Annotated in this window: 11 protein-coding genes and 1 pseudogene; 8 read left to right on the forward strand and 4 right to left on the reverse strand. The window is 62.9% G+C overall.

Annotation, left to right across the window (positions count from 1 at the left end; genetic code table 11):
* Positions 1-457 precede the first annotated feature (457 nt).
* The 7 genes from ACVIYL_RS42805 (at position 458) to ACVIYL_RS42835 (ending at position 11,164) form a co-directional block, all read left to right on the forward strand.
* Entirely contained in the window at positions 458-1,189 is a 732-nt protein-coding gene (locus ACVIYL_RS42805) for a 3'-5' exonuclease (protein WP_456781475.1), read from the forward strand.
* Positions 1,186-2,157 carry a 3'-5' exonuclease gene (locus ACVIYL_RS42810; RefSeq protein WP_456781476.1) on the forward strand — a complete coding sequence of 324 codons (972 nt, stop codon included), beginning with the start codon at positions 1,186-1,188 and terminating at the stop codon, positions 2,155-2,157. Before ACVIYL_RS42805 ends, ACVIYL_RS42810 begins: the two co-directional genes overlap by 4 nt.
* Positions 2,135-2,599 (forward strand): PD-(D/E)XK nuclease family protein, encoded by a 465-nt coding sequence (locus tag ACVIYL_RS42815; RefSeq protein ID WP_456781477.1) that lies wholly within the window; start codon positions 2,135-2,137, stop codon positions 2,597-2,599. The genes ACVIYL_RS42810 and ACVIYL_RS42815 overlap by 23 nt, the downstream gene beginning before the upstream one ends.
* 303 nt (positions 2,600-2,902) lie before the next feature.
* Positions 2,903-4,423, forward strand: coding sequence for a TIGR02677 family protein (locus ACVIYL_RS42820; protein ID WP_456781478.1), 1,521 nt, complete (start codon positions 2,903-2,905; stop codon positions 4,421-4,423).
* The gene (locus tag ACVIYL_RS42825; protein WP_456781479.1) at positions 4,423-5,715 is read left to right on the forward strand and encodes a TIGR02678 family protein; all 1,293 of its coding nucleotides are present in this window, start codon (positions 4,423-4,425) and stop codon (positions 5,713-5,715) included. Before ACVIYL_RS42820 ends, ACVIYL_RS42825 begins: the two co-directional genes overlap by 1 nt.
* Positions 5,712-9,890, forward strand: a complete 4,179-nt coding sequence (locus tag ACVIYL_RS42830) for a TIGR02680 family protein (RefSeq protein WP_456781480.1) — start codon at positions 5,712-5,714, stop codon at positions 9,888-9,890. The genes ACVIYL_RS42825 and ACVIYL_RS42830 overlap by 4 nt, the downstream gene beginning before the upstream one ends.
* The gene (locus tag ACVIYL_RS42835; protein WP_456781481.1) at positions 9,887-11,164 is read left to right on the forward strand and encodes a TIGR02679 family protein; all 1,278 of its coding nucleotides are present in this window, start codon (positions 9,887-9,889) and stop codon (positions 11,162-11,164) included. Before ACVIYL_RS42830 ends, ACVIYL_RS42835 begins: the two co-directional genes overlap by 4 nt.
* Here ACVIYL_RS42835 and ACVIYL_RS42840 read toward each other — a convergent pair.
* A complete protein-coding gene (locus ACVIYL_RS42840) occupies positions 11,051-11,689 on the reverse strand; it encodes an SAVED domain-containing protein (RefSeq protein ID WP_456781482.1) in 639 nt (212 codons plus the stop codon). The genes ACVIYL_RS42835 and ACVIYL_RS42840 overlap by 114 nt on opposite strands.
* Positions 11,690-12,078: 389 nt before the next feature.
* Here ACVIYL_RS42840 and ACVIYL_RS42845 point away from each other — a divergent pair.
* Positions 12,079-13,161: pseudogene (locus ACVIYL_RS42845) on the forward strand (DUF4238 domain-containing protein); the annotation flags it as partial.
* A gap of 578 nt (positions 13,162-13,739) precedes the next feature.
* Here the strand turns inward: ACVIYL_RS42845 and ACVIYL_RS42850 are convergent.
* From ACVIYL_RS42850 to ACVIYL_RS42860, 3 genes are all read right to left on the reverse strand, one after another.
* Positions 13,740-14,774, reverse strand: a complete 1,035-nt coding sequence (locus tag ACVIYL_RS42850; RefSeq protein ID WP_456781483.1) for a GSU2403 family nucleotidyltransferase fold protein — start codon at positions 14,772-14,774, stop codon at positions 13,740-13,742.
* Between the two features lie 306 nt (positions 14,775-15,080).
* Positions 15,081-15,287 carry a hypothetical protein gene (locus ACVIYL_RS42855; RefSeq protein WP_310881356.1) on the reverse strand — a complete coding sequence of 69 codons (207 nt, stop codon included), beginning with the start codon at positions 15,285-15,287 and terminating at the stop codon, positions 15,081-15,083.
* Between the two features lie 15 nt (positions 15,288-15,302).
* On the reverse strand, positions 15,303-15,575 hold the full coding sequence (locus ACVIYL_RS42860) for a hypothetical protein (RefSeq protein ID WP_456781484.1): 273 nt from the start codon (positions 15,573-15,575) through the stop codon (positions 15,303-15,305).
* Between the last annotated feature and the right edge of the window lie 272 nt (positions 15,576-15,847).

Genomic DNA, 15,847 nt, shown 5'->3' on the forward strand with positions numbered 1-15,847 from the left:
GCAAGGGTCAGCGTTGAGCGCGGCGCGCTGATCGGTGTGCACAATAGGATTGATCCAATCACCTCGCGACCTCCGATTTGGGTACAGCCCCTCCGATGCTCCTACCACCGGTCAGGTTACCGACATTCATGTTCGAAAGCCGCCCGAGCAGTTGGCTGGCGCAGCGCGAAAAAGGCGCAACTTTTGGCATCCCGTCGTCCCTTCATTGTCTGGCACGCCGGTTGCTGAGTCATGCGCGGCTTGGTTGCTAATGACGACCTCGTAGGCCCAAGCCGCTTCGTAGCGCAACTCGTGCGGGCGGCTCTCGCGCCGCCCGCACACTTTTTCATGGTGTCGACCAGCGCCGCGCTTCATGAGTTTATGCTTTGCATCGTGACGAGCCTGCGCGCGCGAGCGTCTGGCACGCAAGTTGCTGGGAGGAATACGGCTTGGCTTCTCATGCATCGCGCCCCCCGGGATGGCCAAGCTTCCACCCAGACTAGCGCGGGTGGTCCCCCAGCCGCCCGCGCGATTTTCCGTTGGCCACGGGTCTGCCGCGTTCGGTCCCGCGACATGCCGTGGAGGTTATGCGCATAAAGTCGGCGATCCGAAGCAGGCGATCTATCGCTTCCGCGGCGCGGACCTGGCGACGTATCTCAGGGTGCGCGAGACGATCGAGGCGCAATTTCCCGACAATATCCTCAAGGTCACCGCGAACTTCGGGTCTCGCGGCCAGATACTGGATCACGTGAACCGTTGCTTCGAGGAACGGCTGTCGTCGCAGCAGGCCGGTTACGTTGCCTTGCAGACCACGAGGGCCGCCAGCGAGCAGGGCTTGCCGTGCGTGGCGAAGGTTTCCGTGGAGCTTCCCCCCTTGACGAGGGTCGACAGTGCCCGCGACGAGGAAGCACAAGCCGTGGCCGAAGTATGCTCGCGCCTCATCGGCAACGTCGACATCAAGCTCAACGACGGAGAGACCAGGCGCCTGTGTCCGGGCGATATCGCCCTGCTCGCACCGGTGTCCACGGACCTGTGGCGGTACGAACGGGCTCTCGAGGAGGCGGGACTTCCCTTCGCCTCGCAGTCGGGGAAGAACCTCTACAAGCGGCAGGAAGCGCAGGATCTGGTGGCGCTGATCCGCGCCTTGGCCGACCCCCGCGACACGCTGGCGCTCGGAGCGCTCATGCGCGGTCCGCTCGTGGGCCTATGACCGAGCAAGAGCTTCTGGACATCACCGGCGATCTTCCCGTCGACGGCGACCGGATCGCAAGTCTTTCCCTCCGGACCGATCCGGCGGCGATCCGGAATCCGGCCGCTCGGGAAGTGTTGACCGTTCTGGCGGACCTTCGCCGTCGCATTAACGGAACGGCGCCCGCCTTCGTTCTCGCCGAGGCCATCGAGCGAATGCGCATCCGCGCCATCGTGGCAGCCCGTAGCGGTGACCAGGCGGCGCGGGCGCTCGCGAACGTCGACGGCTTCGTCGAACGGGCCCGCAGCTACGATGTCCGCGGCTTCGTCCAGTTCGTCAGGGACATCGACGACGAATGGTCGAGCGGATCATCATCGCCGGAAGGCATGATGGAGGCCGACGGACAGTCGATCGAGATCGTCACCGCGCACACGGCAAAAGGACTCGAGTGGCCGGTCGTCATTCCGATCAACCGCTCGTCCATGCCGCGTCGGGTGGAGGCCTTCGTCCATCGACGACGGGACGAGAGCCTGCATTGGGCGCTGGGCCAGATCGTGCCGCCGGGTCTCGGAGACGCGCTGCGGACGGAAGAGGCTGAGAAGAGGGACGAGAACGTACGGCTCCTGTACGTCGCGTGCACGCGGGCAATGGAGCTCCTGGTGATTCCAAACTTCACGTGGAGCAACGACGCCTCTTGGGCGAAGCTCCTAGATTTTAAGCTCGACACGGTGCCAGAACTCGACGTCGGCCGCCTTCCCCGTACTCCGCTCGCCGCGCATACCCCCGTGGCGAATCTCCAAAGCGCCGCGATCTTTCGGGAAGAGCGGGCGCGGATCGATGGCTCGGCCCCGCGTCCGCTGGATCAAGCCCAGCGACGGCGATCCCGACGTGATCGCCGTCGATCTTGCTTTCGAGACGAGCGAGGAAGGGCCGATTCACGCCTCGCCGGCGATCGAGGGCGGGCGCATGCGCGGCATTCTGCTCCATAAGCTGATGGAGGAACTGATTTCCGGCGAGCTCGAGGAGCACTCGGAAGCCGCGACCGCCCGGTCCTTCGAATTGCTTCGTCAATTGACTTCGATCTCGCCGACCGATGCCGACCTCGACGGGCACGAACTCGCCGCGACCGCCCTGAAGACCCTGCGATTGCCCGACATAAGCAGATATCGCGGAAGAATGGTCGCGGAAGTGCCGATATACGCCTCGGCGGACGCCGCCGACGATCTGATCGGCGGCCGCGCAGACGCGATCGCCTACGACGACGAAGGGGGAGTCGTCTTCGACTGGAAGAGCGACGTCGACCCCAAGGAGGCCGAATTCTCGACCTATCGGCGACAACTCGTCCAGTACCTTCGGGCGACCGGGTCGCGTCGGGGCGCCATCGTCTACATGACGACCGGTCACGTCGATTGGGTCAGTCTCGCCGGTTGACCGCCGAGGTCCGGGTCGGAGGCGATGGCATCCAACATGTTCGGCGTTGAGATCGACGCCAAGGCAGCCATTCACGAAGTCGGCGACGAAGGCGCCTGCGAAGTCATCCCGCGCCACTCAAACCAAAATGGCGAACCTATATATAATTGAAATTACTATGTATTTTTTCTTATTGTATTCGAAGATCGGTAGAGTGAAGCCTTTTATCGCGGATTAGACTCTGGATCGAGTGCAACCCGGTAGCAAATCCACTAACGTATTGCGCGAACCCTCCGTTAGGGAGGACCCTTGGGATGAGGCCCCATGCGAAGCGTGAGCGAGTCGGCCGACCTCTTCAGGCACGTAAGCGCCGATAAATCGGAATTCTATCGCCGTATCATGGACGTCTTTGCGGCGGCCAAACGGCAATACCGCTTGCAGCTTAGACCCGACGAGGTTTTGGCCGAGGCAGAGTGGAGCGGCGCGCCCCCTCGAATAGAAGAAGTCAACGGGGCCCTCACTCAGCTTACCGTATGGGGAAATCTAGAATCGCATCCCGATACGGCGCGAGTTTCAAGTCTAAGCGACTTTTATCGCGCCCGCTTCCTCTACCGTCTCTCGCAGGGTGGAGAGGCTGTCGAAGCTGCGCTTTCGCTCTTCATACAAACGCTGCAGCGGCGCGCGGAGCTGCAGACTGTCGCACTCGAGGACATCGCAAATCGCTTGCGGGCCCTGCAGACGCTTGCGGGCGAGCAGGAACCCGATGTCGCGAAAGTTCACGAAACGCTGCGCGACCTCGTACGCGTGTTCGAGGGGCTGGCGGAGAATGCGCAGGCCTTCATGGCGGGCGTCGCCCGTAGCATCGAGCTGCAGCAGGCGGAGTCTAGCGCCGTATCGACTTACAAGCGGCAACTGATAGATTATCTCGAGCGTTTCATAGGCGACTTGGTACGCCGCTCCGATACGATCGCGAGCCACATCCTCGCCCTCGATCCACGTATCGACGTCTTGCTGCAGCAAGTCGCAGCGCGCGAAGCTCGCGACGCCGCCCCAGGGAACGAAACCGATCGCGTCGAAGCACATACGTCCCATTGGAACGCTTGGCGCGAACGTTGGAAGGGCCTCCATGGATGGTTTTTCCGCAGCGGCCACGAACCCTCTCAGGCCGAACTGTTGCGCGCGAGGGCAAGATCCGCGATCCCGCAACTGCTCGGTGCGATCGCAGCGCTCAACGAGCGCCGCAGTGGGCGCAGCGATCGATCGGCGGACTTCCGAATACTGGCCAACTGGTTCGTCGCCTGTCAAAACGACGGCGAGGCTCACCGATTGGCACGCGCGGCCTTCGCGCTCAATCCTGCCCGACATTTCGCATTGAACACGGACGCCGACGCCGATCTGCCGGCAAGCACCCGCTGGGCCGATGCTCCACCATTGAAGATCCATCCTCGACTGCGCGAGTACGGCGAGGCGACGCCGCGCGGGCCGATGGCCAGGATCCGGGATCGCGCCGAAGCCCGCGCACGCCTGGCTCGGGAGTTGGCCGAGGAGTTTCTGCAGGTAGAAGCCGCGCGGCGGCGTCTCGCGAACGGCCATCCCACCCGACTTTCGGATCTGGGGGAACTCGACGGACATGCCTTCGGTCTATTTCTTGGACTACTCGGCGAAGCGCTGACGGAACAGACGGATCCGGAAGCCTCGGTGTCCCGGCAGACGGGTGATGGCCTGCTCCATATCGACCTCACGCCTCTGGCGGCGGAAACCCGGGCAGAGATATCGACGCCGCACGGCATCTTTTCGGGGCGCGATCACCTCATCACGATCACGCCGACGCAGGACTTGCGCTGATGTCCAGAGCCGAGGATGCGCGAGGAAGCCGCAACATCGGCCAGGAGCAGCGCAAACATCAACGCGAGGAGTTCAGGACGGCGGTCCGCGCGCTCCTGATGACTCCGCTGATGACGCCGGCCCACGACGAATTTCCCTCAGTACGCCGGCAGGCCGACCTACTGCGTGCCTGGTTCTCCCGCGAAACCGGATGGCCTCTGCATATCGAACAGGAGGGGGCTCGTCTGTACAAGCGACCCGCCGAGCTCTCCGCGACCACGCGCGGACTGCCCGACTACGATAGACGCCGCTACGTCCTGCTATGTCTCGCATGCGCCGCGCTCGAGCGTTCAGAATCGCAGATCACGTTGCGTCTGCTGGGCGAAAGGCTGTTGCAGCTCGCTGCCGAGCCCGTTCTGACATCGCTTGGCTTCGCCTTCACGCTCGGTACGCAACATGAGCGCCGCGAACTTGTGGCGGTTTGCCGGACGTTGCTGGAGATCGGAGTGCTCCAACGCGTCGTCGGCGACGAAGAGGCCTTCGTACAGACGCGAGGCGAGCAGGCCGACGCGCTCTACGACGTGCAACGCCGGACGCTCGCCGGCCTGCTCGCCGCCGTGCGCGGTCCCTCGACGTGGCGACCGGAGGATGCCCCCGAGACCCTCGAGGAACGCCTGAGCGCGCTGGTCGACGAGCACGTCGCGGACAGCGACGAGGGACGTCGCACCGCGCTTCGCCACCAACTCGCGCGGCGCCTCCTCGACGATCCCGTGATCTACGTCGAGACGCTCGATGCCGAGGCTAGGGCATATTTCGTCAATCAACGTGGGGCCATGGCTGCACGTCTTTGCGAAGCCTCGGCTCTGACCGCGGAGCATCGGGCCGAAGGCCTGGCGCTTGTGGACGAGATTTGCCTGCTTACCGACGTCGCCATGCCGGCTGAAGGCACCGACGCCCACGCCACCCTGCTCGTCGCGGAGTATCTCGCAAGTGCGATCAAGCGATCCGATGCTCTCGCGGAAGCAAATCCGCATCGGATCGAGTTCTCCGAGCACGAGATCATCGCTTTTCTCCGCGATGCCAAGATCAGATACGGTCGATATTGGCGTAAATCCGCCCGCGAAGCCGGGGCGGAGCGCGAGCTCGCCGGCATCGCCATCGAGCGGTTGGAAAAGCTTCAACTGATCGTACACGGCAGTGAGGGGATCCGACCGTTGCCTGCGATAGCCCGCTTCGGCCTCGGCGAGGCCGAAATCCGAGATCCTTCTGATGCGCGGCGGGCGTCGATCGCCGAAGGGATGGGTCCGGCGTGAACGAACGGCCCACTTCCTTTGCCGCGACCTCCGAACGACCGGCGCTCCCGATTCCGGTCCGGGATCGCTGGCAGCCCCTGCGCCTCGGGCTGGTGGAGATGTTCCATTACGACAGCGAAGAGTTCTGGTTTCGCGACGGTCACTTGCTACTACGCGGCAACAACGGTACCGGCAAATCGAAGGTGCTGTCGCTGACGCTTCCCTTTCTATTCGATGGACAGCTAAAGCCCTCTCGCATCGAGCCCGACGGCGACAACGGCAAGAGGATGTCGTGGAATCTCCTGATGAATAGTTACGATCGCAGGATCGGCTATTCCTGGATCGAATTCGGCCGTCTCGACAAGGACGGCACGCCGCACTATCTCACGCTCGGCGCCGGGCTCTCCGCCGCCGCCTCGCGCCCGAATGTGGAAAGCTGGTTCTTCGTCCTGGACGACGCGGACAAACCGACCCGCATCAACCAGGATCTATGGCTGATGAGCGAGCAGCGAGTGGTCCTGACTAAGGAGCGCCTGCGCGAGGCTCTCGAAGGTCGAGGTCAGGTGTTCGACACCGCCGCGAACTACCGTCGCGCCGTTGACGAGCGGCTATTTCATCTGGGCGCAAGGCGCTACGACGCGCTAGTGGATACGCTGATCCAATTGCGTCAACCGCAATTGTCGAAGAAGCCCGACGAGACGGCATTGTCGAATGCGCTGACGGAAGCATTGCCGCCTTTGGCTCCGGAACTGCTGGCCGACGTCGCCGAGGCACTGGGCCAGTTGGAAGAGGACCGCCAGCAGCTCAAGGAATACCAGTCGCTTGCCGAGGCCGTCGACCGCTTCGACCAAAAATACCGTGTCTACGCGGGCACGCAGACGCGAAGGCAGGCGCGCACGCTGCGTCAGGCCCAAACGGAGTTCGACAATGCGAGCCGTTCGCGCGGCGAGGCAGAAGCTAGACTGGAGACCGCTTCGGCCGCCGAGGACGTAGCTCGCAAAGCTTGCGATGCGGCCGAAATCGAATTCAAACGCGAGCGATCCCGCGTCGATACCCTTCGCTCGGGAGCGGGGATGGAGGACGCGAACCGCCTGGAATCGGCGGAAAAGGACGCGGAAGGGCGTCGGAGGGCTCTGGCCGTCGCCGAAGGCGCGATGGAAACGGCGAGCCGGCGATTGACGTCCAGCGTTGGGGAGACCAACTCCGCGGCGGAGCGGGTTCGGCAGATCGATCGTCGCGTCGCCGATCTGCGCCGGGATTGCGCGACCTTCGCCGACACGGCCGGAGTGTTCAACGCGCATGCCGACAATCCGATTGCCACGCTCGATGCCGAACGGCTTGCGGCGTTGACGCCTCAGACCTTCGAAAAGGCCGGCTCCGAACTTCGAGCCCTCGTTGAGGGCAGGCGCGAAGAAATTGCGTCGTTGCGGAGGCGGGATGCCGAAGTGGCGGCGGCGGAGTTGCTGAATACGCAACGCCGAAATTTCCGAGACGAATGTCAGGACGCCGCCGATGCCGCCGCGGAGAGACGCGAATCGGCCGATGCAGGCGTGGAGCGCGAAGGCCAAAACCTGATCGACGCATGGGAGAATTGCTTCGCAGGCTTGAAGCAACATCGCGTCACGTCGGACGACCGCTTCGCGACTCTCGCCTCCCTATCCGAGTGGGTCGTCACGCCGACGGGCGACAATCCCGCGCGTCGGCTTCTGCAAGACGCGCAGCAAGAGACCAGCGAACGCCTGGCGACGACCCGCGTCGCGCTCGAAGGTCGGCGGCAAGGCCTGCTGACGGAACGCAAAAATCTCGAGGAAGAACGCAGCCGCCTAGAAGGCGGGATCGATCCCGAGCCGTCCCCACCGCATACCCGCGATCCCGAAGCCCGCAAGGCGCGCGAAGGAGCCCCTCTCTGGAGGTTGGTGGACTTTCACCCCTCGGTGACGCTCCCTCAACGAGCCGGATTAGAAGCCGCGCTGGAGGGGGCCGGGCTCCTCGATGCCTGGCTTTCGCCCGACGGTCGCCTCCAATCGTCCGATCGAGGTACACCCTTTCGAGACGCGCAGATGCTCGAACGAGGGTCTCAATCGCCGTCGCTTGCCGACTGGTTGCGCGCGGACGTGCCGGCCGACAGCGGCGTCCCTAACGCGATCGTCGAAAGCATCCTCCGTGGAATCTCCTGTGCGGACGACGAGCCAGCGGAGGCAGAGTCCTGGATCGCTCCCGATGGCCGCTTTCGGCTCGGGGCCCTGAGTGGTGCATGGGAGAAGAAGGAAGCGGTCCACATCGGTTACTCCGCGCGCGCCGCCGCCCGCGCTCGAAGATCGGCGGAAATCTCGGAACGGCTGGCGGAGATCGCCGGCGAGACTATCGGACTGCAGGCGGAGTTCGACGGACTAGCTCGGGATCAGAATGAAGCGACCGACGAATGGCGCCGTGCGCCGACCGACGACGCCCTGCGCAACGCTCATCTCTCCGCTGCGACCGCCGCGCGCGAGGCGGCAACGGCTCGCCAGCGGTTGACCGAAGCCGCGATGCAATTCCATGCGAGCGAAGAGGAACTCGCTTCGGTGCGGCGACGGCGCGCCACTGACGCAGCCGACCTTCGGCTGCCGGCGTCACCTTCCGAACTGGCGGCCGTCGAAACGGCTCTAGGACGCTACCAGGAAAGCCAACTGCGGCTTACGCAAGTCGTCTTGGAAGTACGCCTTGCGTTGCCCGATCTGGAGCGGCTACGCGTCCGCGAAAACGAGGCGCGAGAGACCGCTGCTGCGCATGAAGACCAGCTCTCGACCGCAAGAATCGAGGCTGAAGAGGCCGCGGTTCGATTCGACGTGCTGCGCAAAGCTATCGGTGCGAAGGTCGAGGAACTGCGGCGCCAGTTGAACGAAGCCCGCGCAGCATCCGATGCCGCAGAGATCGCTCTGGACGATGCGGAGGAAGCCCTGAAAAACGCAGGAGAGGCGCGCGCGGTCGCTCATGAAAAGGTCACGACCGCGACCGTCCTCTTCGAGCAGAGGAGCGCAGCACGCAGCGAGGCGATATCGAGGTTTCAGCAATTCACCGCGACCGGTCTACTAACCGCCGCTATCCCGCAAGTCGTATTGCCGGAGATGGGTGGTCCCTGGACGATCGATCCGGCCTTGGGGCTGGCCCGACGCGCCGAGCAGGCGTTGTCGGCGCTGGACGACAAGGACGAGGCGTGGGCGCGCGTTCAAAGGCAGATCAGCGAAGAACTGACGGAGTTGCAGACCGCGCTCAGCGCGCTCGGGCACCGGGCCCAAGCGGAGCAGAACGATTGGGGATTGATCGCGCACGTCATCTACCAGAACAGGCCGGAGCGCCCCGACATGCTCGCGGCGCGTCTCGCCGAGGAGATCGCCCAGCGGAGCGAACTCCTGACCGAGAGCGAGCGGACGGTGCTGGAAAATCACTTGCAAGCGGAGATCGCCTCCGAAGTGCAACGCCTGCTGCAGGCTGCGGAAATACGGCGAGACTTGATAAACAAGGAACTACACAGCCGTCCGACATCGACCGGGGTGCGCTACCGACTGATATGGCCGCCGTTGACGGAAGAAGAAGGCGCTCCCGTCGGGTTGGAAGCCGCACGCAAACGTCTGCTGAACGTCAACGCGGATCTGTGGTCGGCCGAGGACCGGAAAGTCGTCGGAGCCATGCTGCAACAGCGCATCACTGCCGAGCGAGAGCGAGCGGATTCGGGAGCAAGCAGGGATTCGGCCGGACCATTGATAGACCAACTCTCCCGTGCCCTGGACTATAGGCGCTGGCATCGCTTCAGGGTCGAGCGTTGGCAGGACGGAAACTGGCGCAAGCTTTCCGGCCCCGCCTCGAGCGGCGAGCGGGCGCTCGGATTGACCGTGCCATTATTCGCAGCGATATCGAGCTTTTACACACAGGGAAGTTTTCCGCTGGCGCCGCGTCTGATGCTGCTCGACGAGGCGTTCGCCGGAATCGACGACGCCGCGAGGGCGCATTGCATGGGATTAATTCGCGAGTTCGATCTCGATTTCGTCATCACAAGCGAACGCGAATGGGCCTGCTACGCCGAGCTTCCTGGCGTCGCGATCTGCCAACTACAACGGCGCGAAGGAATCGACGCAGTCTTCGTCTCCCGTTGGAGCTGGGACGGAAGAGCCAAGAGGCGCGAAAGCGATCCCGACCGCAGGTTTACGCCTTCATGAGGTCGCCGATCGAGCCACGGCTACAGCGCCTGCTCGGAGGAACCGAATACGCGAACCTCCGCAAGCGGCTTCGCGACCGGTTCGCCCGGGCGCCGGATGGCGAGGAGGTCGAAAGCTTCCGGATCGGCAAGCTGACTTCCGACGAGCACGCCCTCTTGGCGTCCCTGCTGGGCCGCCATGTCCGCCATTCCTCCTCGCTGCAGGTCGATGTCGGCCGGGTGGATGCGACGTTCCGCGATTCCGGCATCGCCATGTCTCTGCGGAATGCGCTTGAAATCATCGACGGGCCGATCGCGAACCTGGCGGAAACGCGGCGCGCATCGAGACAGATGTGGTCGGATGTTCTCGACTTATGTACCCACCAAGCGCTCGTCGAGCTGCTGCGAACTCCCAAGGGGCTAGGTCTGCTCAAGCGGCTCTCAGGCTCGCAGCCGGATGCGGCAATCGAGCTGTGCCGCAGGGTCGAAGCGACGCTGCGGCGACTGCCCGCGAATGCCCTCACGCGCTCGCAATTGGCCGCGGAAGCCCTGGGAGACGCACACGCTCTCGATGGCGGCAGGCCGGCCGCGACTCTGATCCTGACGATCTGGCGGCGGCCGATTGCGCGGACCGGTGGCGAAGAAGGCTTCGACGAGCCGGAAGGGGAGGCCGAAATCGAGTCCGCCGAACGGGCAGAGCGCGACCGCGACGTCTGGGCCAAGGCCGGGGTCCTGGTCAACGAATTGGCGCGGCCCGCTTTGTTCCTGAATCTGCCCGTCGAGGGCACAGAGAGGTACGGACAATTTGCGGGAGAGCCCGTCTACGCCTCGTTGCGGTCGCTCTTGCGCGCGCCTCCAGCATGGAGGGTAGCGGGTCGAAAGGTCTACGTCTGCGAGAACCCCAACCTTGTGGCCATCGCCGCCGATCGCTGGGGCGCCGGCTGCGAGCCGTTGGTTTGTACCGACGGAATGCCCGCCGCGGCACAGAGGTGCCTGTTATCGCAACTGACCGAAGCGGGAGCGAGGCTACACTACCATGGCGATTTCGATTGGGCCGGTGTCCGCATCGGCAATCACATGATGCGCGAGCATGGGGCCAGTTCCTGGCGGTTCGATGCCATCGACTACGTATCAGCGGTTGAAGGAGCATCAGGACTCGGACAGAAGCTCACCGGAAAGGCCTTATGTGCATCTTGGGATGAAGGCTTGACGACGGCGATGCAACTGCACGGCCTCTCGATCGCTGAGGAGTCTGTCGCTGCTTCCCTCTTGAACGATCTCAGATCCGCAAAATAGCGGTTCGTGGTTCTCCAGTCGCCCGGGTCTCGCAGCCCCAGTTCGGCCTTCCGATCTGAGAACAACGAGGCGACGGTCGTGAAGCGACCTACGGAGTTCGAGGCCCACGCTGTAGTCGCCGCCGCGCAGGCCATCGAAATCCCACTCGTAGATCGAAACGGGTCCGATGGCAGCTTGGCTCTGGCCCAGAAAGAATGCGAAGGCGTTCGGCCCCGCGATGAAGAGATGAACACGGCGCGACCCACCCTTGACCGAAGCGCGTATCGCGCCCAACAAGGACAGCGCCATCGCCGCCGCGTGGCTGCCCGATCGCACGCTTTGGTAGGATGGGCCGCCAACGGGGCTTGCCTTCATCAGCGTGCCGACGGCGGCGAGCTTCTGGACGTACTGGCGGACCGCGGGCGCCACGTCGTGCGTCAACGAAACGGCGACCGCAAGGTCCGCCCCATCGGCGTGGACCGCCTCCTCGACGGTGGACAGCGTCGGCCAGGTAGGATCGAGCGGCTTGTCCGCCGCCGACCGCATGTGGCGACCGCCGGCTCGCTGCTAGGCGGCGTTCCTCGCGGCTTGCGCGTCCCCGCAGTCGTAATAGACTAGGACCTGCGGCCAGCCGCGACGGGCCATGAATTCCTTGAACGACATCATGAGGCGTGCGGCTCGGAACTCTTTCGAAAATTGTCGTGACGCGCATCCTTCGACCAACCGATGCGTATCCCGAAGGTAATGGCGGGCCTCCAGCGCAATCAGCGTTCGTCTCCGCCGAGGCCTTTACAGGCCGATCGGCGGAATTTCGGTCCCAAGCCGCCGTTTCGCCCGCTTCGTCGTATAATCGGGACCATACGGCCGCGCTGCGGCCTCAATATTTCCGGTCGACCATGAACGCGCCTCAACGGCCCTAGCGCCGCCATCACCACGTCTGGCAGAACTACCTCCGCCCTTGGACCACGGACGGAGGCCTGTTCTGTCTGCAGGATGACCGCGTCTTTCCGAGCGGCACTCGCGTACTCGCCGTGCAAACCGACTTCTACAAGCTGCAGCGCCTGACGCCTCAAGACCTTGCGCTGCTCAAGATGCTTTTCGGGCAAGGACGGCCGTCGGCGGTCCGGACGCACGGCAGCCTGGTCGCAATGCTGATCGCGCCGTTCGAACTGGCGGAGCCGTTCCGCGGAAGCCCGAACTGGCCCAAGATCGAAGCGCAGCTCGACGAGCACGCGTCGAACGTGCTCGAAGACTATCATGCGAGCATCGAATCCTCATTTGCGCCGGCGCTGGAGCGTGCGCTCGCCGGTGACCTCGGCTTCTACACCGACGACGCGGAGTTCATCACCTTCCTCAACTTCCTCTGCACGCAGTACATGCGGACACGCGGCATCAAGGAGCGCACGCTCGAGCTGAGTCCTTTCCTCGAGCGCGTGTGGAATGTCATGATCCACATCACCGCGACGAACATCGGCAGTAGCCTCTACGTCGAGCGAAGGCGGCGGAAGCTGGTCATCGTCGAGAACCGCTCCGAAGTGCCATTCGTCACCGGCGACCAACCTGCTATCAATCTGAAGGGCGCCCGCCCCGTTCCGACGGACCAGGCTGTCGATCTACTATCCCATCGCGCCGACCGCGGCGCTGCTGATGGCGGACGTCGACGAGGATCCGCTCTTCCCGCCACCGGCCTCACCCGAGCAGGCGACGGAACTCAACCTGATGGTCGTGCGCGCCGCGCACAAGCAGGTGTTCGCGCAGTCCGCAGCGTATCTCGCCAGGTTTGCCGAGGGCGGTTAGGCCTCCGTCCGCGGAATAGGTCGCCGTTTCTTCCCTGTCGAGATGATCGGTCACTCACGGCGATAAAGTCGCCACCCCGGCAAGCAGACGATCTGCGGCCCGTATCGAGGAGACACGATAAATGCAGGGTCGGCGACCCTCCCGTCCTCGATGGCCGAGGCCAAGGCTGCCGGAATCGTCCGGCCGCCCAATTCCACGCCAGAGTTACACCGGCCATTTGACTACATATAGCAGGCAAAGCGTTGCGTGCGGCTCTACATTGTGTGGATCAAAATGATCGACTCACGAATTTTGGTTTTCGCCCGGGATCGACTCAAGATTTTTGGTTTGTCGACTCACGAATTTTTGGCGGCTCAATACAAATCAATGGGTTAAGCGACTCGCTTTTGATTGGTCCCGACACTTGTTATTCGTCCACTTTACTCGCTCGAAGTATAAGAGCGTCTCGATTGCGAGCTTTAAGAACGACTCGATTCTGTAAGTCGATATCCGGTCTTGGAAATCAGCGACCAAGCCTGAAAAACGGAACATTAACGCCAAAGATTTCGCCGTACGTACGCAAGCGATTTCACGGTGATCGCTCGCCGTTTTGATGGCTCTTAGATGCCAGCAGCCGCTGGGCTGCCGGCGGCGCCGATCGCAATGCTCAAGCTGGTGCTGGTCGTGCTGCTGGTGATGATGATGATGCCGGCATCATAATCGCCGGCATGCCGATGAGCAGCAGCATGCTGTTCATCATCATGGTGCCGCTGATGATCGGCGCCGGATATGCCGGAGCCGTTGTTGCCGACCCTGGCTGCTAGGCTCGCGCAGCGCTATCTTGCTTAGCGAAAAGACGCGCCGCGCTTTCCACCACCTCTTTCGGAAGCATCCTCAATTGCTCTGCGTCGAACGGGAGGTGAGTAAGATAGTTGGCCACCAAAGCGCCTACGGCTTTGGCCTGCGCTGCATCGCGTTGGCGTTTGAGCGCCTCCCTGTCCGCACGACGGGACAGCCATAGTTTATGGGCGGCCCAAACTCGCGGATCTGGAGCTACGATGCGCACCGGTTGGCCCTTTTCGTCGATCGCGACCGCCTCGAAGGCGGGAGCATTCTGCAGCCAATCGAGTCCTTCGATTTGCACGGCAGTCAAATCTTCCGGGTCAGAGCCGATCTTGTCTGGAGCCTTCTTCCAAAGTGGGCCCTGCATTGGCTTAATCAAATCGACGAGATAGCCGTCCCGGTTTACAGCACGGAACGTCTGCTTGGCGCGTTCAAAGCTGGTGTCCAATCGCCTGAGTATCTTCATGAGCGATCCCTCAGAGACGTCGTCGTCCGCGACCAACGTAAGTCCGTCCCGCGCGTCCAGATCGATGTCTTCCGTCGTGGCGAAGCCCGGATCGAGTCTGACGCCGGAAGAGGCCTCATAACCGTAGATCGCGTTTGTCCCGAGAATCCGAATCCCAGAACCCAACATTCCGCCGTCGAGAGCGCGCATGATCCGGGCACCAATCAACGGTACGCGGCCCAAGCCGAGCGCACGATTGACCGCGGCTTGCCGCTCCATGGTATCGCGCAAGTTCTTCAGCCGGTCTTCTGCAGCAGCGCGTTTAGCTTCGAAGTCCGCCTTCATCTTTTCAGTTTTGGGGGAACGCGCGCCGAGCGAGGCTTGCCTCCTTAGGCCCGCTTTGTCGTAGTAGCTCCGGACGAGGTATTCGCGGCCTTTAGACTGCAACCAAGTCAGGGAACCCCGATGAGCATCGTAGGTCTCCTTGGCGTCCCTCAGGGCCTGGAAGCGCTGCTGACTATTGACCGCCTCACGGCGCTGGTCGTTGTTAAGCTCTTGAAAATCCATGGCTTCAACAATCGGACTTGATTTTTGACTCAGCTGTTAAAACGTTATTTCTTGTATACAATCAATGGGTTCAACAGTTCCATTGGAAATATGGCCGAACCGTTGAAGCCGAGAACTTTTTCTATGACCCGCCCGCTCCATCGAACCGCCGATCAAGCGGACGCTCATCGGTTTCTTCCTCTGCAACATCACGATCCGACTCGTAGATGAGGCCGCCAACTACCCGTCGTCCAAAGAGGACACCAGACCGACTGCTTCGTTTTCGATTACGCGCAGCGAGATGCCTTCTTGTGCCGCTGCTGCCGCTCAACAGTCGGCGGCACGAATGCCGATGACGATCATGATCGCGCCGGCCGTTTCGGTGCCGCTGCTGCTGCCAACCGGCGAACGCTCCGGGCGAATGGCTCGCCGCCGCCTCGCGTGAATGCCTTTGGCTGAAGCGGCCAAGCTCGACGGCAATAACGATCTTCTTGCGTGCGTCCACCAAAGCTCTGACAGCGGCTTCGTCGACATGTCGATGAGGCTCCCTCACAGCTGCGATACCCTCTCGGCCCAATCGGCATGCAGATGCTGCTGCTCGACGGCACCTGCGGCACGCCTCATCCTGACTTTGGCATGATCGGCGCCGATCATGCCGGCGCCGATCATATTGGGCACCGCGCGGCGGCGATCGCGATCACCCTCATGACCCTTCGGCCGGTTCTGCAGGAGCCCTTGAGCCGTCTCGGGGTCGTTGTGCCATTGATTTGGATAGTCGCACATTCCGTCGGCGAGCAACGCGTGGCGGCTTGCGTTCAGCATTGACTTCGCGCTGTCGAAGTCTGCAGCCATCATCGGAGAAATGCGATGTCGCGGCAGTGCTCATTGAGCGGAGAGCAAGTGGAGCTTCGGCATGCACACCGTCGATGATGGTCGGGGCAATGGATGCCATACCGACGAGAGATGATGTTCAACTGAACCGGTGAACAGGCGACCACATCTCGGGACCAGCGTTTGCCTTTGCGCTTGATTAACGCCTTCGTGACACGAAGCCTCGAATTCCGCCTTACAGGCAGCCGCACCAGCCGTCCGGC

This window comes from Bradyrhizobium sp. USDA 3315 (assembly GCF_054056795.1).